At 72.3% G+C, this 20,613-nt stretch carries 19 protein-coding genes; 14 read left to right on the forward strand and 5 right to left on the reverse strand.

The features are described from left to right. Positions 1–70: 70 nt before the first annotated feature. Complete coding sequence (locus tag ACZ7L4_RS30795) at positions 71–1,021, reverse strand: LysR family transcriptional regulator (protein WP_472107752.1); 951 nt, start codon at positions 1,019–1,021, stop codon at positions 71–73. A gap of 102 nt (positions 1,022–1,123) precedes the next feature. Here ACZ7L4_RS30795 and ACZ7L4_RS30800 point away from each other — a divergent pair, with 102 nt between their 5' ends. The 5 genes from ACZ7L4_RS30800 (at position 1,124) to ACZ7L4_RS30820 (ending at position 6,918) form a co-directional block, all read left to right on the forward strand. Further along, positions 1,124–2,362 carry an MFS transporter gene (locus ACZ7L4_RS30800; protein ID WP_472107753.1) on the forward strand — a complete coding sequence of 413 codons (1,239 nt, stop codon included), beginning with the start codon at positions 1,124–1,126 and terminating at the stop codon, positions 2,360–2,362. A gap of 59 nt (positions 2,363–2,421) precedes the next feature. Beyond that, on the forward strand, positions 2,422–3,216 hold the full coding sequence (locus tag ACZ7L4_RS30805; protein WP_472107754.1) for a nucleotide-binding protein: 795 nt from the start codon (positions 2,422–2,424) through the stop codon (positions 3,214–3,216). After that, complete coding sequence (locus tag ACZ7L4_RS30810) at positions 3,216–4,043, forward strand: ParB/RepB/Spo0J family partition protein (protein WP_472107756.1); 828 nt, start codon at positions 3,216–3,218, stop codon at positions 4,041–4,043. The genes ACZ7L4_RS30805 and ACZ7L4_RS30810 overlap by 1 nt, the downstream gene beginning before the upstream one ends. Before the next feature lie 74 nt (positions 4,044–4,117). Continuing rightward, positions 4,118–5,518 carry an IclR family transcriptional regulator domain-containing protein gene (locus tag ACZ7L4_RS30815; protein ID WP_472108150.1) on the forward strand — a complete coding sequence of 467 codons (1,401 nt, stop codon included), beginning with the start codon at positions 4,118–4,120 and terminating at the stop codon, positions 5,516–5,518. Between the two features lie 71 nt (positions 5,519–5,589). Next, on the forward strand, positions 5,590–6,918 hold the full coding sequence (locus ACZ7L4_RS30820; protein ID WP_472107757.1) for a PP2C family protein-serine/threonine phosphatase: 1,329 nt from the start codon (positions 5,590–5,592) through the stop codon (positions 6,916–6,918). On the opposite strand, the gene ACZ7L4_RS30825 is transcribed toward ACZ7L4_RS30820, so the two are convergent. After that, positions 6,846–7,481: an NAD(P)-dependent oxidoreductase gene (locus ACZ7L4_RS30825; RefSeq protein WP_472107759.1), complete on the reverse strand. Its 636-nt coding sequence runs from the start codon at positions 7,479–7,481 to the stop codon at positions 6,846–6,848. The two genes, ACZ7L4_RS30820 and ACZ7L4_RS30825, sit on opposite strands and share 73 nt — an antisense overlap. A gap of 125 nt (positions 7,482–7,606) precedes the next feature. Here ACZ7L4_RS30825 and ACZ7L4_RS30830 point away from each other — a divergent pair, with 125 nt between their 5' ends. After that, complete coding sequence (locus ACZ7L4_RS30830) at positions 7,607–8,044, forward strand: hypothetical protein (RefSeq protein WP_472107760.1); 438 nt, start codon at positions 7,607–7,609, stop codon at positions 8,042–8,044. 36 nt (positions 8,045–8,080) lie between these two features. Here the strand turns inward: ACZ7L4_RS30830 and ACZ7L4_RS30835 are convergent, their stop codons facing one another. Continuing rightward, positions 8,081–8,512 (reverse strand): SH3 domain-containing protein, encoded by a 432-nt coding sequence (locus ACZ7L4_RS30835; protein ID WP_450816295.1) that lies wholly within the window; start codon positions 8,510–8,512, stop codon positions 8,081–8,083. Between the two features lie 163 nt (positions 8,513–8,675). On the opposite strand from ACZ7L4_RS30835, the gene ACZ7L4_RS30840 reads away from it, so the two are divergent. The 5 genes from ACZ7L4_RS30840 to ACZ7L4_RS30860 all read left to right on the forward strand — a co-directional run bounded on the left by ACZ7L4_RS30840 (position 8,676) and on the right by ACZ7L4_RS30860 (position 13,081). Continuing rightward, on the forward strand, positions 8,676–9,695 hold the full coding sequence (locus ACZ7L4_RS30840; RefSeq protein WP_472107762.1) for an ATP-binding cassette domain-containing protein: 1,020 nt from the start codon (positions 8,676–8,678) through the stop codon (positions 9,693–9,695). After that, positions 9,692–10,546: an ABC transporter permease gene (locus ACZ7L4_RS30845; protein WP_472107763.1), complete on the forward strand. Its 855-nt coding sequence runs from the start codon at positions 9,692–9,694 to the stop codon at positions 10,544–10,546. Before ACZ7L4_RS30840 ends, ACZ7L4_RS30845 begins: the two co-directional genes overlap by 4 nt. Before the next feature lie 69 nt (positions 10,547–10,615). Next, on the forward strand, positions 10,616–11,572 hold the full coding sequence (locus tag ACZ7L4_RS30850; protein ID WP_472107764.1) for a hypothetical protein: 957 nt from the start codon (positions 10,616–10,618) through the stop codon (positions 11,570–11,572). After that, on the forward strand, positions 11,502–11,996 hold the full coding sequence (locus ACZ7L4_RS30855; RefSeq protein ID WP_472107766.1) for a DUF7144 family membrane protein: 495 nt from the start codon (positions 11,502–11,504) through the stop codon (positions 11,994–11,996). Before ACZ7L4_RS30850 ends, ACZ7L4_RS30855 begins: the two co-directional genes overlap by 71 nt. Before the next feature lie 86 nt (positions 11,997–12,082). Then, positions 12,083–13,081 carry an endonuclease/exonuclease/phosphatase family protein gene (locus tag ACZ7L4_RS30860; RefSeq protein WP_472108152.1) on the forward strand — a complete coding sequence of 333 codons (999 nt, stop codon included), beginning with the start codon at positions 12,083–12,085 and terminating at the stop codon, positions 13,079–13,081. A 130-nt stretch (positions 13,082–13,211) separates the two neighbouring features. Here ACZ7L4_RS30860 and snpA read toward each other — a convergent pair whose 3' ends face one another. Then, positions 13,212–13,874, reverse strand: a complete 663-nt coding sequence (snpA, locus tag ACZ7L4_RS30865) for a snapalysin (RefSeq protein ID WP_472107768.1) — start codon at positions 13,872–13,874, stop codon at positions 13,212–13,214. A 125-nt stretch (positions 13,875–13,999) separates the two neighbouring features. On the opposite strand from snpA, the gene ACZ7L4_RS30870 reads away from it, so the two are divergent. From ACZ7L4_RS30870 to metG, 3 genes are all read left to right on the forward strand, one after another. Next, a complete protein-coding gene (locus tag ACZ7L4_RS30870; RefSeq protein ID WP_472107770.1) occupies positions 14,000–14,932 on the forward strand; it encodes a LysR family transcriptional regulator in 933 nt (310 codons plus the stop codon). A gap of 147 nt (positions 14,933–15,079) precedes the next feature. Beyond that, the gene (locus ACZ7L4_RS30875; protein WP_472107772.1) at positions 15,080–16,864 is read left to right on the forward strand and encodes a VWA domain-containing protein; all 1,785 of its coding nucleotides are present in this window, start codon (positions 15,080–15,082) and stop codon (positions 16,862–16,864) included. Between the two features lie 136 nt (positions 16,865–17,000). Beyond that, on the forward strand, positions 17,001–18,731 hold the full coding sequence (gene metG / locus ACZ7L4_RS30880) for a methionine--tRNA ligase (RefSeq protein WP_472107774.1): 1,731 nt from the start codon (positions 17,001–17,003) through the stop codon (positions 18,729–18,731). A 69-nt stretch (positions 18,732–18,800) separates the two neighbouring features. Here the strand turns inward: metG and aspS are convergent, their stop codons facing one another. Next, the gene (gene aspS / locus ACZ7L4_RS30885) at positions 18,801–20,567 is read right to left on the reverse strand and encodes an aspartate--tRNA ligase (protein ID WP_472107776.1); all 1,767 of its coding nucleotides are present in this window, start codon (positions 20,565–20,567) and stop codon (positions 18,801–18,803) included. Between the last annotated feature and the right edge of the window lie 46 nt (positions 20,568–20,613).

Consider the following 20,613-nt stretch of genomic DNA (forward strand, 5'->3'; position numbering starts at 1 on the left):
GCTCCGAGCCTGCGGGCCCCCGCCGCCTCACGCATGTGGTGGCCAGCCGTGTGGGCTACCGCCGCCGCCGTCAGCGCGCCCAGGCCGGTGTCCAGAAGTCGGCTCCCTCCGGCCGCTCGTACCGGTCCGTCAGATACGCCCGCAGCGCCGCGAGACCGGGGTGCCGGTTGTCGTCCCGCCACAGCAGCGACAGCGGGTAGAGCGGAGTGGGACGGCGTACGGGGATGAAGCGGAGCTCGATGTCGGCGGGCCTGGTGAGCGGGGTGCGGGTGCCCATGATGGTCGCCACGTCGTCCGCCGCCGCGACCGTCCGCAGCAGGTGGCCGCCGCCGAAGGTGGTGCCGCCGACGTCGATGGTGAGGCCGAAGGCGCGCTCCAACTCCTCGTAGTACGCGGCCCATTCGCTGCCCTTGGCCATGCCGGGCATCCAGATCCGGTGCCCGGCCAGCTCGGCCGGGGTGACCTCGGCCCGGTCCGCCAGGGGGTGCGCCGCGCCGGTGACGAGGATGGCCGGCTCGTCGATGACGCGGGCGCTGCGCACCTCGCGCGGCAGCCGGTCCGGGGGCACGGCGCGCGTCCAGAACGCGGCGTCGACGCCCCCTTCCCGTACGGACGCGAGCGCGGCGGGGCCGCCTTGGCCGAGGGCGACGACGTCGAGCGGGAGGTGCGGGTGGGCCTGGTGGAAGTCCTGCACGACGCCGTTGGTGATCACGTTGGCGCCGAGCACGTCGACGCGCAGCGGGCGCCGGCCGCCGCGCACGGAGTCGGCGGCGCGCTCGGCGGTCGCGAGCAGCTCCCGCGCGTGCGGCAGGAAGGTCTCGCCGTCGAGGGTGAGCCGGGCGCCGCGCGGGGTGCGGGTGAACAGGCGCGCGCCGAGCTCCCGCTCCAGGGCGGCGACGCGCTTGGAGGCGGCCTGCTGGGTGATGCCGAGCTCGGCCGCGGCGATCTGGATCTGGCCCTCGTCGGCGACGGCGACGAAGGTGCGTACGTTCTGGAGGTCCACGGGGTGCACGGTGCCCATACAACCATTGGTTGTACGGATGCGGGTGCCGGTTGTTTGCCGCGGCGCGCCGTCCGGGGCTTGTATCTCCCGGTCAGTGGGCGGAGACGGGGAGGACGCGGCGTGCGGCTCGGACGGGATTTCGGGTGGCTGTGGGCCGCCTTCGCGGTGAGCACCGCCGGCTCGTGGCTGGCGCTCGACGCGTTCCAGCTGATCGCCGTCCTGGTGCTGCACAGCAGCGCCGCGAAGGTGTCGTTCCTGGCGGCGGCCGGGCTCGCGGTCGGCGCGCTGCTCGCGGTGCCGCTCGGGCCGTGGATCGAGTTCCGGCGCAAGCGGCCGGTGATGGTCCTCGCGGACCTGGTGCGCTGCGCGGCCCTGCTCACGCTGCCGCTCGCGTACGTCCTCGACGCGCTCACCTTCGCCCAACTCGTCCTGGTCTCCGTGGTGGTGGCCGCCGCCGACATCGTGTTCCGGGCGGCGAGCGGCGCCCACCTCAAGGCGCTCGTGCCGGACGAGGGCCTGCTGGCGGCCAACGCCCGCTTCGAGTCGACGCAGTGGACCGCCACGGCCGTCGGACCGCCGCTCGGCGGCGCGCTCATCGGCGCGTTCGGGCCGCTCACGACGGTCCTCCTGGACGCGGTGAGCTACGTCCTGTCGGCGGTCGGCGTGCGCGCGATCCGCGCCCCCGAGCCGACCCCGGCGCGCGGTGCGAACGGCGGCCGGTTCAGCGCCGCCGACATCGCCGAGGGCTGGCGGCACCTGTGGGGGCGTCCCCGGCTGCGCGCCCTGTTCCTCAACAACACCGTGGTGAACGCCCTGATCATGGTGGGCGCCCCGCTCATGGCGGTGCTGCTCCTCGACGACCTGGGCCTGACGCCCTGGCAGTACGGCCTGGTGTTCGGGGTCCCGTGCCTGGGCGGCCTCGCCGGCTCCCGGCTCACCGGGCCGCTGGTGAGGCGGTACGGGGAGCGGCGGGTGCTCCTCGTCAGCGGGACGGCCCGGGCGTGCTGGCCGATCGGCCTCGCGTTCGTGGGGCCGGGTGTCACGGGGATGCTCGTCGTGGTCCTCGTGGAGTTCGGCCTCATCACGTGCAGCGCCGTCTTCGCCCCGGTCATGGCGGCCGAGCGGCTGCGCCTGACGGACGACGACCGGGTGGCGCGGGTGCTGTCCGCGTGGACGGTCACCCAGCGCGCCGTGACGGCCGTACTGACGCTGACGTGGGGCGCGTTCGCGGCACTGATTGGTACGCGCGGGGCGCTCGCGCTCGCCGGAGTGCTGCTGCTCGGGACGCCCCTGCTGCTGCGCGGCCTGCGCTCCCCGGCGTGTACACCCCGCCCCGCGGCGCCCACGCTGCCAGAGTGACCACGGACAACCGCCCCAAATGCGCCGGATGTTCCGGTTCATGGAGTTAGGGAGTTTTCGTGGCACACGTACACGTGATCCTCAATCAGAAGGGCGGCGTGGGAAAGTCCACGCTCGCCGTGAACCTCGCGGCCGTCACCGCCGACGTGCTCGGCGCGGGCGCCCCCGACGCCGAACGCCCGCCCGTCGTCGCCGTCTCCATCGACCCGCAGGGCTCGGCCGTGTGGTGGTCGGAGCGGGTCGGCGACGGCCTCCCCTTCGACTTCGTGCAGGCCCACGACGACCTCTCCGGGCTCGCCGCGCTCTCCCGGATCCCGTCCGCCGAGCACGTCTTCGTCGACACCCCGGGCTGGCTCGACCTCGCGGACGACGACGGCGACGACCCGCTCGGCAAGGGCGCCGCCGCCGACGCCCTGCGCGCGGTGCTCTCCAACGCCACCGACGTCATCGTCCCCATCGAGCCGGAGCCGCTCGGCTTCCAGCCCACGCAGCGCACCGTGGAGCGCGTCGTGAAGCCGCGCGGGCTGCCCTTCCGCGTGGTCATCAACAACTGGGACCCGCGCGACGGGAAGGCCGATCTGGCGCAGACCCGCAAGTTCGTCGAGGCGCAGGACTGGCCGCTCGCGCGCACCGTCGTACGCCACTACAAGCTGCACACGCGGGCCAGCGCGGACGGCCTCGTCGTCACGCAGTACGGCGCCAACCGGGTCGCCCTGCAGGCCCGGGAGGACTTCTTCCGGCTCGCCCTGGAGGTCGGCCTCGCGGCGATCCCGGCGCCGGCGCGCAGCAAGAAGTCCACCCGTACGAAGAAGACCTCCGGCCGCTCCGCCGCCGGCAAGAAGGTGAACGTCTGATGGGCCGTCGTACCGATCTCTCCTCGCTGCTGTCGGCCGAGAAGGAGGCCGCGGAGAAGGATTCGGCCGCGGCGCCGGCCCAGCGCAGACGCCCCGACACCAAGCCGCTCACGGTCCCGATCGGCGACCTCACCGAGAACCCGGACAACCCGCGCCACGAGCTGCGCGACCTCGACGGCCTCGCCGAGACGGTCCGCGAACGCGGCGTCCTCCAGGCCCTCGGCGTCGTCTCCGCCGCCGTCTTCCTCGCCGCGCGCCCGCACCACAAGGAGGCCGTGGGCGAGGCCCCGTACGTCGTCCTGCACGGCCACCGGCGGCTCGCGGCGGCCAGGATGGCGGGCCTCGACGAGGTTCCGGTCCTGGTCAGGGACGATGCGACGCGCTCCGACGAGGACGCGCTGATCGAGAACGTGCAGCGCGACGACCTCACGGAACTGGAGCAGGCGCAGGCCATCCAGGGCCTGATCACCTCCTACGGCTACTCGCAGCGCCAGGTCGCCGCCCGGATCGGCAAGACGCAGGGCTTCATCTCGCAGCGCCTGTCGCTGATGAAGCTGCGCGAGGACATCCAGGAGGCGCTCGCCGACGGCCGCGTCTCCATCGAGGACGCCCGCCGGATCGCCCGTCTCCCGAAGGACGAGCAGGTGCTCCCCGGCGAGCCGGACGCCGCCGCGACCGTCCCGGCCGCCCGCAAGGAGAAGCGCGGCCGCGATTACGGCGTAATCAAGATCGACAGCCGGGGCACCCCGGACGATGTGGTCGAGGCGCTGCGCCGGCATCTGGCCCCGGCCACCCTCGACCGGATCATCGAACTGCTCGGCCGATAGTCGCCCGTGTCGTCCATGCGGTCGCCGAGGTCGCCTACCGTGGCCCCGTGCTCGAAGTGCCGACCGTGCCGACCATGCCGTCGACGACCGTGACCCCGCAGCCGCCCGCCGAGGCCGTCGCCCCGCTGATGCGCGGCCTCGACGTGCTGCGGTGCCTCACGGCCGCCGAGCAGGGGGACGGCACGCTCGCGCTCGCCGACCTCGCCCGGGCCACGGGCCTGGCCCGCTCCACGGTCGACCGGATCTGCGCGACCCTCGCCCACCTGGGCTTCGTACGCCTCGACGGGCGTGACGCCGCGCTCGCCCCGCCCCTGATGGCCGTCGCCAACGCCTGCCTGGACGCGCTGCGGGTGCCGGGCCTCCTCGGCCCCCTCGCCGACGCGCTGGCCGACGAGCTCGACGAATCCGTCTCCCTCGCGGTCCCCGACGGCACCGACATCCGCTTCGTCCACCAGGTGCTGCGCAGGCGCGCCCTGTCCATCAGCTTCCGGGTGGGAGACGCGCTGCCGATGGAGGGGTGCGCGCCGGGGCTGGTGTTCCGGGACGACCTTCCCCTGGCCGTGGACGACCAGCTCGTGGAACCGGGCCTGGTCGCGGTGGCGGTCCCCGTGCGGGGCCCGGACGGTTCGGTGGTGTGCGCCCTGAGCGTGGTCAGCCACACGAGCCGGCATACGGCGAAGGAACTGCCCGGTGCGGTTCGGGGAGCGTTGAAAGAGTCCGTACGCGAGATGGAAGCAGCGCTGGCAAATCAGCCACACATTCAAGCCCCTGCGGCGATTGAGCAGCGGGGCCCGGGGCAGAGCCCCGCGACCGAGGACACGTCACCCGCAACAATCCAGTCGCTGGCCAGAGGCCTCACCGTGCTGACAGCCTTCAACGCCGCCCACCCCGCCCTCACGCTCACCGAAATCGCCGAGGCCACAGGCCTGGCCCGTGCAACGGCCCGCCGCGCCCTCATCACCTACGAACACCTCGGCTACGTCACCCACCAGGACCGCGCCTACCGCCTCACGCCCCGCGTCCTCGCCCTCGGCTGCGCGCCGCTGTCCCGCACCACGCTCCCCCGCATCGCCGCACCGCACCTCGCGGCCCTGTCGAAGCGGCTCGGCGAGTCCGTCGGCCTGTCGGTGCCGGACGGCGCGGCCGTGCGGTGCACCGCGCGGGTGACGCCGCGCCGCGTCATGAGCGTCGACATCGGCGTCGGCTCCCGGCTGCCCGCCGCGGACACGGCCGCCGGGCTGCTGCTGCGGGACGGCGGGGAGCTCGCCGTCGCCGACGGGCCCGAGGCCGGGCTGCGCTCGGTCGCCGTGCCGGTGCGGGACCGGGCGGGCCGCGTGGTGTCCGCGCTCGACGTCACCGCGCACCAGGGGCGCGGGGACGACGCCGAGTGGGCGGCGGAGCTCACCGCGACCGCGGAGCGCATCGCGGCGGACCTGCACGTGACGTCGCGCTTCGTGACCGTCCCCGTGCACTGAGACCCGGATCTCACCGGCGTACGGACCTTCGTCCCTACTCCGCACGACGAATGACACGCATTCTCGACGTGATGACATCTCGTGGCTCGAGCGGCTTCCACTCCTCGATCCGTGGCGCGGCACCCTCCGACTCCCGCCCCACGGGCGGTTGGCGTGCCGTCGTGCTGCTCGTCGCGGTGATGGCGCTGATCATCACCACCCTCGACGTCGCGACGCCCGCCGACTTCCGGGCGCGCGCCCTGCTCGGCCTGGTACCGATCATGGTGGCGCTGCTCGCGCCCGTGACCGTCACGGCTGTCGTCACCGGGCTGCTGATCTGCGTCTACATCGGGCTGCAGGCCGTCGCGCCGCTGCCGACCGGCGGCAGCTGGGCCGTGCTCGGGCCGCTGATGATCGGCACCGGCGGCCTGCTCGGCGTGCTGATCGCGCGCCGCAGGGAGGAGCAGCGGGCCCGCGTCCAGGCCCTCACGGACATCGCCGAGGCCACCCAGCGCGCGGTGATGCGCGGCCTGCCCGAGCGCTTCGAGGACCTGCGCATCGCCGACTACTACCAGCCCGCCGCCCGCGCGGCCCGGGTCGGCGGCGACTGGTACGACTTCCAGCCCTCGCCGTACGGGGTGCGCGCCGTGCTCGGCGACGTCAGCGGAAAGGGCCTGCCCGCGGTGTCCGCCTCGGCGTGGCTGCTCGGCGCGTTCCGGGAGGCGGCGTACCACGAGGAGCGGATCGAGGAGGTGGCCCGGCGCCTGGAGATCGCCATGCAGCGCTACAGCGCCTGGACCCGGCTCACCGACGGCGAGGGCCTCACGGACGCGTTCTCCACGGGCCTGCTGCTGCACTTCCCGCCGACGGCCCCCGAAACCGTCGACGTCGTCAACTTCGGGCACGAGCCGCCGCTGGTCGTCACCGCGGACGGCCGCGTGCACACCCCCGAGCTCCCGGCCGGGCTCCCCCTCGGCATGGGGACGCTGGGCGCCGCGGCGCCGAGCGTGGCCCGGCTGCCCTTCGGGGTCGGGGACACGCTGCTGCTCTTCACCGACGGCGTGACCGAGTGCCGCGACGCGGGCGGCACCTTCTACCCCGTACGGGAGCGGCTGCCGCGCCTGGTGTCACTGGACGGCGCGCAGGAGCCGCCCGAGGCGCTCCTCGGCCGCCTCGCGGAGGATCTGCGCGCGCACCGGTACGGGCCGCCGAGCGACGACGCCGCGATCACCGTGATCCGCAGGACCGCGGAGCGCACCCCGTACCGGGACGAGGCGGACGCCGAGCTGTACGCGTACCGGCCGAAGGAGAAGGAGCCCGCCGGCACCGCCGTTCGGGGGGCGGCGGTTCAGTACGCCACCGACATGCGCTTCCTGGAGTGCGCGTCGCGCTCGATCTCGTCGACGAAGGCCAGCGCGTAGTCCTCGGCGCTGATCCGGCTCTCGCCGTCCGCGTCCTTCATCAGCCGGTCGCCGCCGATCCGGAACTCCTCGGTGCGCTCGCCGGGGCCGATCTCCGCGGCCGGCGAGATGTACGTCCAGTCCAGGTCGTCGACCGTGCGCAGAAACTCGAGCACGTCCCGGTGCGCGAGCGCCTCGCCGCGGTACGCGTCGGGGAATCCCGGCTGGTCCACGAGCGCCTCGCCGGGCGCGACCTCCAGGCTGCCCGCCCCGCCGACCACCACGAGGCGTGCGACGCCTGACCCGCGCACCCCGGCGACCACGGCCTGGTTGAGCGCGAGGAACGGCTTGACCGGGTCCGAGCCGTCGCGGGGCGGGGACAGGGCGGAGGCCACGGCGTCGTGCCCGCCCGCGAGTTCGGTCAGCCGCTGCACGTCGTGGACGTCCGCCGCCGCGGGCGTGACTCCGGCGACGGGCGTGTCGCCGGAGCGGCTGACGGCGGTCACGCTGTGGCCGCGGCCCAGTGCCTCGGCGGCGATACGGCTGCCGACCATGCCGGTGGCGCCCAGGAGCAGGATGTTCATGGGGTCAGCGAAACACGGTGCGGCACCGCGCGCATGTTGCGAAGGGCGGGCCACGAGAGGTCAATGGAAGACGAAGGACGCGAAACTCGGGGCATCCGAGGGGGCCTGGCAGAAAGGAGCCCGTCATGGCTCAGCATGCGGCACCCGCACCCGGACGCGGCAGTACCGGCGGCAGCACCAGTGGTGCGGCGATCTCTCCGACGAGCGCGGCCGTCGTCGTTCCCGTCGTGACCGGCATCGCGTACGGGTTCTGGGCGGCGAGCATCGACCGCTTCGGCGGCGAGGTCACCGGGGGCAACATCGCGCTCGGCTTCGTCACGGGCATCATCGTGGCGGCGCTCTGCTTCGGCATCCACCACTGGTCCAAGCAGCAGGCGGGCCGGCACTTCCTCGCGCGGGCCTCGGCCTGGGGCGCGTTCGCCGGCATCGCGATCGGTTTCCTGCACAGCCTCTCGGACCCCGCGATCCTCTGGTCGATCATGCTCGGCCTGGTCATCGGGGCGTCCACGTTCGTGGGCACGTACTACCGCTACTACTCGGCGAGCGAGTACGCGCCCGTATAGAACGTACGTTCTAGCGGCCTGTACCGGGTCGGCGTCCTAGAACGTGACGCCGAACTCCCGGTACTCGCGGTAGTAGAAGCTGCTCGGGCCGTGGTCATGACCGTGGTCGTGCCGCGGCCCGTCGGACGGCGCCCCGGACGTGCAGCTCGGCACGGCACGGCCGCCGGTGTCGACGTACGCGGCCGTGGCCCAGCCGCGGGCGCCCGTGAACCAGTACCAGGTCGTGGTGCCGTGCACGGACGAGCCATCGGTGGCGCACTCGATGCGGTCCTGGCTGCCCGGCGCGAGCCGGTACACGACGGACGACGAGGTGCTCGGACCCGAGCGCAGATTGAGATCGGACGGCGAGACGACCGTCCCCCAGACGACGTCGCCGCTGTTCGCACTGGCGGGTGCCGCGGCGGTGACGGCGAGCAGACCGCCCGCCAGAAGCCCGGCGGCAGCCAGGGCCGGAGTGGTTCGGCGCATGATCGGCCTCCCAAAGTGAGCCCAAGATCTTCACGCCCCCACGTCCAGGAAACACCCGTTCGGCCCAGTGCTCCACCGGAGCCGCGGCGGGCCGTGGAGCGCCGATGAATTCCGGGCGCGGGGCCGGTCTGCCTCTGTGACGTGACCGAGAGGGGCATCCGACATGAGCACCACCGCCACCGGCCTGGCCATCGAGACCGCGGGCCTCGTCAAGACCTTCGGCGACAACCGCGCCGTCGACGGCATCGACCTGACCGTCCCGGCCGGCACGGTCTACGGCGTGCTCGGACCGAACGGCGCGGGCAAGACCACCGCCGTGAAAATGCTCGCCACGCTGCTGCGGCCCGACGCGGGCGAGGCCCACGTCTTCGGCCACGACGTGGTGCGCGAGGCCGACGCGGTGCGTTCCCGCGTCAGCCTCACCGGCCAGTACGCGTCGGTCGACGAGGACCTGACGGGCCACGAGAACCTCGTGCTGCTCGCCCGCCTGACCGGCCACGGAAAGAAGTCCGCCGCCGCCAGGGCGGACCAACTCCTCGACGCCTTCGGCCTGTTGGAGGCCTCCGGCCGCCAGGTGAAGAACTACTCGGGCGGCATGCGGCGCCGTATCGACATCGCCGCGTCCATCCTCAACACCCCCGACCTGCTGTTCCTGGACGAGCCGACCACGGGGCTCGACCCGCGCAGCCGCAACCAGGTGTGGGAGATCGTCCGCGCGGTCGTCGCCCAGGGTACGACCGTCCTGTTGACCACTCAGTACCTCGACGAGGCCGACCAGCTGGCGTCCCGGATCGCCGTCATCGACAGGGGCCGGGTGATCGCCGAGGGCACCAAGGGCGAGCTGAAGTCGTCGGTCGGCTCGGGCTCCGTCCACGTACGCCTGCGCGACGCGCACCAACGCCCCGACGCCGAGCGGCTGTTGAACACCGTGCTCGACGCGCAGGTGGTCCTGGAGCCCGACCCGGTGGCGCTCACCGCCCGCGTCGGCGGCGCCGCGAGCGGCCGGGACGCCGCCGAGCAGGCCTCCCGCGCACTGGCCGAACTGGCCGCCGCCCGCATCACCGTGGACACCTTCGCCCTCGGCCAGCCCAGCCTCGACGAGGTGTTCCTGGCCCTCACCGACCGGCCCGTCCAGGACCAGAACCCCGTACGCGACCAGACGTCCGAGGAGGCGACGGCATGACCACCGCCACCACCCCCAGTACCGACGCGCAGGAACTCGCCCCCGTCAGCGCCGAGTCCCTCGCCGAACTGCTCATCGCCAAGGAGCGGCCGCCCCGGCCCAGCGCCCTGTCCGCTTCGCTCACCTTCGGCTGGCGCGCGATCCTCAAGATCAAGCACGTGCCGGAGCAGCTCTTCGACGTCACGGCGTTCCCGGTGATGATGGTGCTGATGTACACGTACCTGTTCGGCGGCGCCCTGGCCGGCTCCCCCGGCGAGTACATCCAGTACCTGCTGCCCGGCATCCTCGTGATGTCGGTCGTGATGATCACGATGTACACGGGCGTCTCGGTCAACACCGATATCGAGAAGGGCGTCTTCGACCGCTTCCGTACGCTGCCGATCTGGCGCCCGTCCGTCATGGTCGGGTACCTCCTCGGCGACGCCCTGCGCTACACGATCGCGTCCGTCGTGATGCTCGCGGTCGGCCTGGTCATGGGGTTCCGGCCGGACGGCGGGGTGCTCGGCGTCCTCGCGGCCGTCGCGGTCCTGCTCGTCTTCTCGTTCGCGTTCTCGTGGATCTGGACGATGTTCGGGCTGCTGCTGCGCACCGAGAAGTCGGTGATGGGCGTCAGCATGATGGTGATCTTCCCGCTGACGTTCCTCAGCGACATCTTCGTGAAGCCCGAGACCATGCCGGGCTGGCTGCAGGCCTTCGTCAACAACAACCCCGTCACGCACGTCGCGTCCGCCGTGCGCGGCCTGATGGAGGGCGACTGGCCGACGGCCGAGGTGCTGTGGTCGCTGGGCTGGGCGGCGCTGCTCGTCGCCGTGTTCGGGCCCGTCACGATGCGGCTGTACAACCGCAAGTAGGGCCGGCCGGGTAGTCCGTCTGCACGCACCCCGCTCGCGCGCCGCGCGGGCGGGGACTTGCCTGGGACGGTGACCCGAAGAACCGCCTCCGTCGTCCTGCTCGTCCTCGCCTGCCTGCTCGTCCCGCTCGGCACGCTCTCCACTTGGGCGAAGTACGAGATCGGCGACAGCGACCGGTACGTGTCGGCGATGGCTCCGCTGGCCGGCGATCCGGACGTGCAGAACGCGGTCGCCGACGCGGTGACCGCCGGGGTCATGAAGAACCTCGACGTGGGCGCGCTCTCCTCGGTCCTCGAGGACTACCTGCACGACGCGGTCGTCTCGTTCACGGACACCGACGCCTTCCGCGGCGCCTGGAACACCGCCAACCGGGCCGCCCACGACGCCGTGCAGCAGGCCCTCGACGAGGGCACCTCGGGTCCCGTCACGCTCGACCTCGCCCCCGTCACCCGGCAGGTCAAGCAGCAGCTGGAGGCGGACGGCGTGCCGTTCGCCGAGCGGATCCCGGTCGCCCACACCGAGGTCACGCTGCTGTCCGCCGGCGACCTGGCCGGGCTGCGCAAGGGCTTCCACGCCTTCCAACTCGCCGGACCGTGGCTGCCGTTGGCCGCCGTGGTGTGCGCCGCCGTCGGCCTCGCGCTCGCCGTGCGCCGCCGCCGCGCGCTCGCGTGGACGGCCCTCGGCGCCGCCCTGGGCGCGGCCGCGCTGCTCATCGCGCTGCCGCTCGCCCGCGCGCTGACGCTCGAAGACATCTCGGACGCCGCCAACAAGGCGGCCACGGCCGCGGTCTACGACGCCCTGACCTCGCCCCTGCGCACCGCGTCGTGGGTGATCGTCGCCGTGGGCGCGGTGGTGGCGCTCGTGGTGTGGCTCGGCAGACACCCGTTCGGCCGCGCACGGAATGCCGCCTCGCTGCTGCGGCGCGAGCATTCCGGTGACACGAGGAGGCGCCCGCATGACGAACACACCACCGGAGAACGGGTCGACGACCGCCTGGTCCAAGGACCACCGCACCCCCGACCCTGACCCCACCCGGGGCCAGGGCCCCCGCACCGACTGGGCGGCCGGCGGCACCCTGTTCGCGGGCGTCCTGATGCTGGTCAGCGGCTGCCTGGGCGTCCTCAACGGAATCGCGGCCATCGCCAAGGACGACGTCTACAGCCGGATCGGCGACTACGTCTACGCCTTCGACCTCACCACGTGGGGCTGGATCCACCTCGTCATCGGCGCGCTCGTCGCGGTCACCGGCTGGGGCGTGCTCAAGGGCATGGACTGGGCGCGCGGCGCGGGCATCGGCTTCGGCGCGCTCTACGTCGTCGAGTACTTCCTGTTCCTGCCGTACGCGCCCGTGTGGTCGGTCATCTCCATCGGCATCGGCGTCTTCGTCATCTGGGCGCTCGCCTCCGACCACGGCCGCGCCCCCAACCCCGGGGCCGCCAAACCGGCCTGACGGCCACGTACCCCGGCTAACCTGGAGGACTCCGAACAGAGCGGTACGGAGACGGGGGCCGGGCCTTGGACCAGAGGCAGCAGCACATCACGGACGAGGCGCCCGGCGCCGCGCGGTACGAGCCGCGGGGCGCCGGGCGCCGCCGTGTGCACCGGGCCGGGGCGTGGGCGGCGGCGCTGCTGCTCGCGGCGGTCAGCGCGGTGGTCGGCTGCCGGGCCGCGGACCGCGACGCGCTGACGCCCGTACCGCAGCTCCTCGCGTTCCTGCCCTGGCTGATCGCTCCGACGGCCGCCGCGCTGCTCCTCGCTCTGCTGTCCCGCTGGCGTACGGGAATGGTCTGGGGCGTCGTCGTACTCGGCGCGCTCGCCTGGTACATGGAGCCGTACGGGCAGGACAGCGAGCCGGACGGCGCACCCGTGTCCGGCGTCCGGGTGCTCACGTCCAACGTCCAGTTCAGCCGCGGAACGAACGCCCTGATCGACACGGTCACCCGGCACCGCCCCGACCTCGTGTTCGTCGAGGAGTGCGGGCGGCCCTGCCGGGACACGCTCGACCGCGAGTCGCTGCGCACCCGCTATCCGCACCGGCAGGCGGTCGCGGCGGACGGCTCCGAGGGCTCGACGATCCTGAGCAGGTTCCCGCTGAAGGCGGCGCCGACGGTGGCCGGGACGATGGGCATGCCCGCCGCCGTCGCGGATGTGCGCGGTCACGCGGTCCGGCTCCAACTGGCGCATCCCATGCCGCCGTTGCCCGACCAGGTGGGCGTGTGGAGGGCGGAACTCGGCCGTCTCGCGGACGCGGCGCGGGCCGGCGAAGGGCCCGGGATCACGGCGGGGGACTTCAACGCGACGCAGGACCACGCGGCGTTCCGCCGGATCCTCGACGCGGGAGGGCTGCGCGACGCGGCCCGCCTCACCGGCCACGCCCGCACGCCGAGCTGGCCGTCGAGGGCGCCGGGCCCGCTGGGCACGCAGATCGACCACGTGCTGGTGACCGACGACTTCTCGGCGGACGGCTCCCGCTTCATCCGCCTCGCGGACACCGACCACCGGGCGCTCCTGGTGGACCTGACGCTGCACGGCTGAGCCGCGCGCGCCGCACCGGGCCACCGTCCATGGGGAGGCGGACGGTGGCCCGGTGTCTGCGGAAGACGGCGGCCCGCTGCGGTCAGGTCGCAGGTGGGGGCCGGGCCGCGCGCCCCGCCCGTCGGACCGCCTACCGCAGCGCGGCCTCCGCCTTGTGCAGGGCCTTCGCGAACCCGTTGGCCCACAGGGATTCCACCTGGGCCTTCTCGTTCGCGTCCGGGTTCGGGTTGGTGCACGAGGGGCCGGGGCCGCCGCCCGACATCAGCTCGCTGCACGGCCCCTCGTAGTGGTCGGGGAGCCCGAGGACATGGCCCGTCTCGTGCGCGGTCACGCGCGTGGAGTCGTACTCCTGGTTCTGCGCGTAGTCCAGGAAGATGTAGCCGCTGCCGTGCCCGTCGGTCGACGCGTACGAACCGCGCGAGTCGTTCCCCTCGCGGTACGAGAAGTCACCACCGCCGGACGAGGCCTGGAGCTTCACGTTCGACACCGACGAGTTCCAGATCGACGCGCTGCTCGCTATCTGCTGCTGGAAGGTGGGGGCCTGCGAGGCGTCGTACGAGACGGTGACGGACTCGGCACCGGGGTTCGCGGCCCGCTTCTCGGCGACGGACTTCAGGACGGCGTCGAAGAACGCCTTGTTGGCGGCGGACTCCTCGGCGGAACCGGCGTAGCGCGCGTACGAGGACTCGGGCGCCGGGTGGGCGGCCGCCGGGCCCGCGGCGAGGGCGGTGACGGTGAGGCCGGCGCCGAGGGCGCAGGCGAACAGACGGATGACCGTGGGGGGTTGTGTCATGTCCATGCGTGAGAGTCTGGGGCGGGAGAGACGCACGGGATAGATGCCAGTACGCGATAACTCCGCGCTATCACCACACGGTTGACCCTGGTGCGGCGCACGGTACCCGCCTACGCTCGACGCCCATGGAGCTGGAGGTGCGGCACCTGCGCGTCCTGTGCGCGATCGAGGACACCGGCAGCCTGCACAAGGCGGCCCGGCACCTGGGCATGACCCAGCCCGCGCTCAGCACACAGCTGCGCCGCATCGAGGACCACCTCGGCGGCCACCTGTTCGTCCGCGAACGCACCGGCTGCCGCCCCACCCCGCTCGGCCGCACCCTGCTCACGCGGGCCCGGCCGCTGGTGGACGACCTGCGCGCGCTGGTCGACGAGACGCGCGCGATGGCGCGGGACTCGGTCGACGGCCTGCTGCGCATCGGCTCCACGGCCAGCCGCGCGATACCGGGGTGGCTGCGCCGGCTGCGCGCGAGTTCGCCGCACGAGCCGTCGCTGCGCATGGACGTCTCGGCGCACGCGCTGCTCCGCCTGGTGGCCGACGGCCACCTCGACGTGGCGTTCGTCCACGAGGTGGAGGGCAGCCCCCTGCGCATCCCGGAGACCCTGACCTGCAAGGTCCTCCTGGCCCGCGAACCCCAGTACGTATCGCTGCCGGCGGACCATCCGGCGGCCCGCGGACCGGTCGTCCGCCTCGCCGACCTGGCGGAGGACCGCTGGATGATCGACCCGACGGTGGACGGCGAATGGGACGGCCTGCTCCGCGCGTTCCGCTCGGCGGGGCTCAACCCGCGCGTCCTGCACGGCGATTACCTGACCGCGTCCAACCTCGTCGCGACCGGCGAGGTGGTGACGCTCTGCCAGCCGACGTCCCTCGCCCGCCCCGACATGGCGATCCGCCCCCTTGAGGGCGACCCGGTGACGGTACGGCTCCTCCTCGCGGCCCGCTCCGAACCCGTCCTGGACGCGGTGCTGCCGGCCCTGCGGGAGGCCTATTGGGAGTCGGCACACCAGTCACCGGCGTATCGGACACGTCTCATGGAGTCGGGCGTGATCGACTGAAACCGCACAGAAAGGGCGGCAGTTGTCCGCTCGGTCGAACGGCCCGACCCTGCCCAAGATCACGGCCTGCGGCGGCTAACCTTACGTGTCCGTCCTGGCCAGGGGTTCCAGGGACGTCGGGGACAACTCATGCGGGAGGTTGCGCACATGGGCATTCTGGATCGGCTGCGGAACGCGTTCGGGCGGCCGCGCAAAAAGGACGAGACCGCCGCCGCCGCGGACCCGGCACCCGCCACCACGGTCCCCGCCCCCTCCAAGGGCGAAGCGGACGACCTGGTCTCGGCCGCCTTCGACAACATCTCGGTCCCCAAGCCGTCACCCCCGGTGGGCGGGGACCGGTTGACACCGACCGCGCCCGAGGAACCGCCTGCGACTGAGGGGTCGGCGCCGGCTGAGGGCTCGGCGCCGGTTGAGGGCTCGGCTGCGACTGAGGACTCGGCTGCTGCTGAGGACTCGGCTCAGGCCGAGGGCTCGGCTGAGGCCGAGGGGGCGACTCCGGCCGAGGGGGCGACTCCGGTTGCGGAGTCCGCTTCGGCTGAGGAGCAGGCTCTGGTTGAGCGGTCGGCTCAGGCTGAGGGCTCGGCTCAGACCGAGGGGTCGACTCCGGCCGAGGGCTCGGCTCCGGTTGCAGAGTCCGCTCCGGCTGAGGAACAGGCTCCGGCTGAGGGCTCGGCTCAGGCTGAGGACGCGGCTGCTTCTGAGGGGTCAGCTCCGGTCGAGGAGCAGGCTGAGGCTGAGGGGTCCGCTTCGGTTGAGGAGCTGACTCCGGTTGAGCCGAAGGCTGCGGCTGAGTCCGCTCCGGCTGAGAAGTCCGCTCCGGCTGAGCCGAAGGCCGCGGCTGAGAACCCCGCCTCGGCCGAGGAGCAGGCTCCGGTCGAGGAGCAGGCTCCGGTCGAGAAGTCGGCCCCGGTCGAGCCGAAGGCTGAGGAGACCGCTGCCACCGCGCCCGAGGCGGAGGCACCGGCGGAGACCGAGGCCGCGGCGCCCGCCGAAGAGACGGCCGAGCCCAAGGCCGCCGCCGCGGGCGAGCCCACGGACGACGCCGAAGGTCAGGCCGCCGCCGCTGTGGGCAAGCGTCCCGCACGGCGGGACGGGTGGGCACAGCCCCCGGTGCAGGCCGAAGAGGACAAGGGCGCCGACCCCGTCGAGGCAACGGAGCCCGCCCCGTCGCAGGCCCCCGAAGACGGCACCCCGGCGCAGGCCGACAAGACCGAGAAGGTCGACCCCGTCGCGGCAAAGACCCCGGCGCAGGCCGAGAAGACCGGAAAGCCCGCCCACACCCCCGCCAAGGTCAAGACGCGTGCCCCCGGCCTGACCGCCGCCCACTCCGCCGCCGGCACGGCCCTGAAGAAGAACGGCCTCACCGGCACCCGCGCCACGGTCTACCTCGTCCTGGACCGCTCCGGCTCCATGCGCCCGTACTACAAGAACGGCTCGACCGCCGCCCTCGCGGAGCAGACCGTCGCCCTCGCCGCCCACCTCGACGCCCGCAAGACCCCCACCGTCCACACGGTGATCTTCTCGACGGACATCGACGCCACCGGCGACCTCACCCTGGACGCGTACGAGGGCAAGGTCGACGCCTGGCACGCGGAGGCGGGCCGCATGGGCCGCACCAGCTACCACCGCGCGATCGAAGAGGTCGTCGCCCACCACGAGAAGTCGGACGACCCCACCGCCCCGGCCCTGGTCGTCTTCCAGACGGACGGCCCCCCGGACACCCAGCGCCCGGCGAACGAGGCCCTCGCGGAGGCGGCCAAGCACCCGCTCTTCTTCCAGTTCGTGACGTTCGGCGACCCGGACTCGAAGAACTTCGACTACCTCCGCAAGCTGAAGGCCGAGAACACCGCCGTCTTCCACGCGGGCGAGACGCCGCTGGAACTCACGGACGCGGAGCTCTACAAGGGCCTCCTGGAGGCCTGGCGCCCGTAACCCCGCCCGGCAACCCCGCTCAGCAGGGCCCCGATACCCCATGGCCGTCCGCGCAGTAAACACCGCACGGGCGGCCGCCCCATGTCGGCTACGATTTCTAGATTCCACCCACGTCACAACCCGGGAGCAGCCCCCGATGGCTCGACACCTCATCACCAGCGCCCTTCCGTACATCAACGGGATCAAGCACCTGGGCAACATGGTGGGGTCCATGCTCCCGGCCGACGTGTACTCCCGTTACCTGCGCCAGCGCGGCCACGACGTGCTCTACATCTGCGCGACGGACGAGCACGGCACCCCCGCCGAGCTGGCGGCCAAGGAGCAGGGCCTCCCGGTCGCCGAGTTCTGCGCGCAGGCGCACGACGCGCAGAAGGCGGTCTACGACGGGTTCGGTCTCGCCTTCGACCACTTCGGCCGCAGCTCCTCGGAGCAGAACGCGGAGATCACCCAGCACTTCGCCCGCAAGCTGAACGAGAACGGGTTCATCGAAGAGCGCGCCATCCGCCAGGTCTACAGCCCGGCCGACGAGCGCTTCCTGCCGGACCGCTACGTCGAGGGCACCTGCCCGCACTGCGGCTACGACAAGGCCCGCGGCGACCAGTGCGAGAACTGCACGCGCGTCCTGGACCCGACGGACCTGATCGACCCGCGCTCCGCCATCTCCGGCTCCACGGACCTGGAGATCCGCGAGACCAAGCACCTCTTCCTGCTCCAGTCGAAGCTCCAGGTCGAGGTCGAGGCGTGGATCGACGAGGTCGCCGGCGAGTGGCCGCACCTCGCCTCCTCCATCGCCCGCAAGTGGCTGACCGAGGGGCTCAACGACCGCTCGATCACCCGCGACCTGGACTGGGGCGTCCCGGTCCCGGCGGACACGTGGCCGGAGCTGGCGGCCGAGGGCAAGGTCTTCTACGTATGGTTCGACGCCCCGATCGAGTACATCGGCGCGACGAAGGAGTGGGCCGACCAGGCCCCCGCCGGTGAGACCCGCGACTGGAAGTCGTGGTGGTACGAGCCGGCCGGCGCCTCCGACGTCCGGTACACGGAGTTCATGGCGAAGGACAACGTCCCGTTCCACAGCGTCATGTTCCCGGCCACGGAGATGGGCATCCGGGAGCCGTGGAAGAAGGTCGACTACCTCAAGGCCTTCAACTGGCTGACGTACTACGGCGGCAAGTTCTCCACGTCGCAGAAGCGCGGCGTCTTCACCGACCAGGCCCTGGAGATCCTCCCGGCGGACTACTGGCGCTACTTCCTGATCGCCAACGCCCCCGAGTCCGACGACTCGTCGTTCACCTGGGAGCACTTCGCGGCGACGGTCAACAAGGACCTGGCCGACACCCTCGGCAACTTCGTCAACCGCGTCCTGTCCTTCTCCCGCAAGCGCTTCGGCGACGACGTCCCCGAGGGCGGCACCCCGGGCGACGCCGAGGCCAAGCTGGGCGAGGAGATCTCCACGCTCCTCGCCGAGTACGAGACCCAGATGGAGGCCCTCCAGTTCCGCAAGGCCGCGGCGGCGCTGCGCGCCCTGTGGTCGGCGGGCAACTCCTACCTGGAGGAGAAGGCCCCCTGGCTGGAGATCAAGACCGACAAGGACGCCGCGGCCCTCACGCTACGCACGGCGATGAACCTCATCCGCCTCTACGCGGTGGTCTCCGAGCCCTTCATCCCGGCCTCGGCCGCCGCGATGCGCGCCGCGTTCGACCTGCCCGGCGACGACGCCCGCTGGGTCACCCCCGAGGAGGCCTCGTCCCTGACGACGGTCCCCGCCGGCACCCCCTTCACGGTCCCCCCGGTCCTCTTCGCCAAGATCACCGACGAGGACCTGGACTCCTACAAGGAGCGCTTCGGCGGCGAGCCGGAGGCGTAACGCACAAGGCCGAAGGGCCCGGAACCGATCCTCGGTTCCGGGCCCTTCGGCGTTGTCGCGGTGCGGTCGCTACTTCTTCTCGACCGGCTTGCGCAGCTGGATGTTGAGTTCGCGCAGGCGCGACTCGTCCAGCTCGGTGGGCGCGCCCATCATCAGGTCCTGCGCGTTGCCGTTCAGCGGGAAGGAGATGGTCTCCCGGATGTTCGGCTCGTCGGCGAGGAGCATGACGATGCGGTCGACGCCCGGGGCGATCCCGCCGTGCGGCGGGGCGCCGAAGCGGAACGCGCGGAGCATGCCCGCGAACTCGGCCTCGACGGTGTCGCGGTCGTAGCCCGCGATCTCGAAGGCCTTGAGCATGATCTCCGGCTCGTGGTTCCGGATCGCGCCGGAGGACAGCTCCGTGCCGTTGCAGACGATGTCGTACTGCCAGGCCAGGATGTCGAGCGGGTCCTTCTCCTCCAGGTCCTGCATACCGCCCTGCGGCATGGAGAACGGGTTGTGGGAGAAGTCGATCTTGCCGGTCTCCTCGTCCTTCTCGTACATCGGGAAGTCGACGATCCAGCAGAAGCGGAAGACGCCCTCCTCGAAGTGGCCCGCCCGCTTGGCGGCCTCGACGCGGACCGCGCCCATGATCTTCGAGACGTCGTCGAACTCGCCCGCGCCGAAGAACACGGCGTGGCCGGCCTTGAGGCCGAGGCGCTCGGTGAGGACCTTGACGTTCTCCTCGGTGAGGAACTTGGCGATCGGGCCCGCGAACGTGCCGTCCTCGCCGACGCGGATCCAGGCGAGGCCCTTCGCGCCCTGCTCGACCGCGTAGTCACCGAGGCCGTCGAAGAACTTGCGGGACTGCGAGGCGGTGTCCGGGACGGGCAGCGCGCGCACGTGCTTGCCGGCGAACGCCTTGAACTCGGAGTCCGCGAACACGTCGGTGATGTCGACGAGTTCGAGCTTGGCGCGCAGGTCCGGCTTGTCGTTGCCGTACTTCAGCATCGACTCGCGGAACGGGATCCGCGGGAACGGGCTGGTGACCTCACGGCCGTTCCCGAACTCGGTGAAGATCTCCGTCATGAGCTTCTCGATCGGGCGGAAGACGTCTTCCTGCTCGACGAAGCTCATCTCGATGTCGAGCTGGTAGAACTCGCCCGGCGAGCGGTCCGCGCGCGCGTCCTCGTCGCGGAAGCACGGCGCGATCTGGAAGTAGCGGTCGAAGCCCGAGATCATCAGCAGCTGCTTGAACTGCTGCGGCGCCTGCGGGAGGGCGTAGAACTTGCCCGGGTTCAGGCGGGACGGGACGACGAAGTCGCGGGCGCCCTCGGGGGAGGTCGCGGCGAGGATCGGCGTCGCCATCTCGTTGAAGCCGAGGTTGACCATCTTCGAGCGGATCGAGGCGATGACCTCGCTGCGCAGCATGATGTTGCGGTGCATGCGCTCGCGGCGCAGGTCCAGGAAGCGGTACTCCAGGCGGCGCTCCTCGCCCACCCCGTCGTCCTGGTTGATCTGGAACGGCAGCTGCTGGGCGCCGCCGAGCACCTCGACGTCGGAGGCCTCGATCTCGACCTCGCCGGTGGGCAGCTCCGGGTTCACGTTGTCCGCGCCGCGGGAGACGACCTTGCCGTCGACGCGGACGACCGTCTCCTTGGTCAGCTTGTCGAGGACCTCGGCGGCCTTGGTGCCCGGACGGGCGACGAGCTGCGTGATGCCGTAGTGGTCGCGCAGATCGATGAAGAGGATGCCGCCCAGGTCTCGGCGATTGTGCAGCCAGCCGCTCAGCCGGACGTCGGACCCGACGTCAGTGGCGCGGAGCTCGCCGCAGGTGTGGGACCTGTACCGATGCATCGTCGTTCATCCAGCCTTTGCACTTGGGGTTCCCCGGGAGACAACC

It is taken from the genome of Streptomyces sp. NPDC107575, from assembly GCF_055657265.1.

Excerpts from the sequence above, each read along its gene's own strand:
- ACZ7L4_RS30835 (WP_450816295.1), bottom strand. The coding sequence starts at position 8,512 with ATGCGCCGAACCACTCCGGCCCTGGCTGCCGCCGGGCTTCTGGCGGGC.
- ACZ7L4_RS30875 (WP_472107772.1), top strand. The coding sequence starts at position 15,080 with ATGGGCATTCTGGATCGGCTGCGGAACGCGTTCGGGCGGCCGCGCAAA.
- snpA (WP_472107768.1), bottom strand. The coding sequence starts at position 13,874 with ATGACACAACCCCCCACGGTCATCCGTCTGTTCGCCTGCGCCCTCGGC.
- ACZ7L4_RS30855 (WP_472107766.1), top strand. The coding sequence starts at position 11,502 with ATGACGAACACACCACCGGAGAACGGGTCGACGACCGCCTGGTCCAAG.
- ACZ7L4_RS30810 (WP_472107756.1), top strand. The coding sequence starts at position 3,216 with ATGGGCCGTCGTACCGATCTCTCCTCGCTGCTGTCGGCCGAGAAGGAG.
- ACZ7L4_RS30825 (WP_472107759.1), bottom strand. The coding sequence starts at position 7,481 with ATGAACATCCTGCTCCTGGGCGCCACCGGCATGGTCGGCAGCCGTATC.
- ACZ7L4_RS30830 (WP_472107760.1), top strand. The coding sequence starts at position 7,607 with ATGGCTCAGCATGCGGCACCCGCACCCGGACGCGGCAGTACCGGCGGC.
- ACZ7L4_RS30840 (WP_472107762.1), top strand. The coding sequence starts at position 8,676 with ATGAGCACCACCGCCACCGGCCTGGCCATCGAGACCGCGGGCCTCGTC.
- ACZ7L4_RS30820 (WP_472107757.1), top strand. The coding sequence starts at position 5,590 with ATGACATCTCGTGGCTCGAGCGGCTTCCACTCCTCGATCCGTGGCGCG.
- ACZ7L4_RS30845 (WP_472107763.1), top strand. The coding sequence starts at position 9,692 with ATGACCACCGCCACCACCCCCAGTACCGACGCGCAGGAACTCGCCCCC.
- ACZ7L4_RS30870 (WP_472107770.1), top strand. The coding sequence starts at position 14,000 with ATGGAGCTGGAGGTGCGGCACCTGCGCGTCCTGTGCGCGATCGAGGAC.
- ACZ7L4_RS30815 (WP_472108150.1), top strand. The coding sequence starts at position 4,118 with ATGCCGTCGACGACCGTGACCCCGCAGCCGCCCGCCGAGGCCGTCGCC.
- metG (WP_472107774.1), top strand. The coding sequence starts at position 17,001 with ATGGCTCGACACCTCATCACCAGCGCCCTTCCGTACATCAACGGGATC.
- aspS (WP_472107776.1), bottom strand. The coding sequence starts at position 20,567 with ATGCATCGGTACAGGTCCCACACCTGCGGCGAGCTCCGCGCCACTGAC.
- ACZ7L4_RS30795 (WP_472107752.1), bottom strand. The coding sequence starts at position 1,021 with ATGGGCACCGTGCACCCCGTGGACCTCCAGAACGTACGCACCTTCGTC.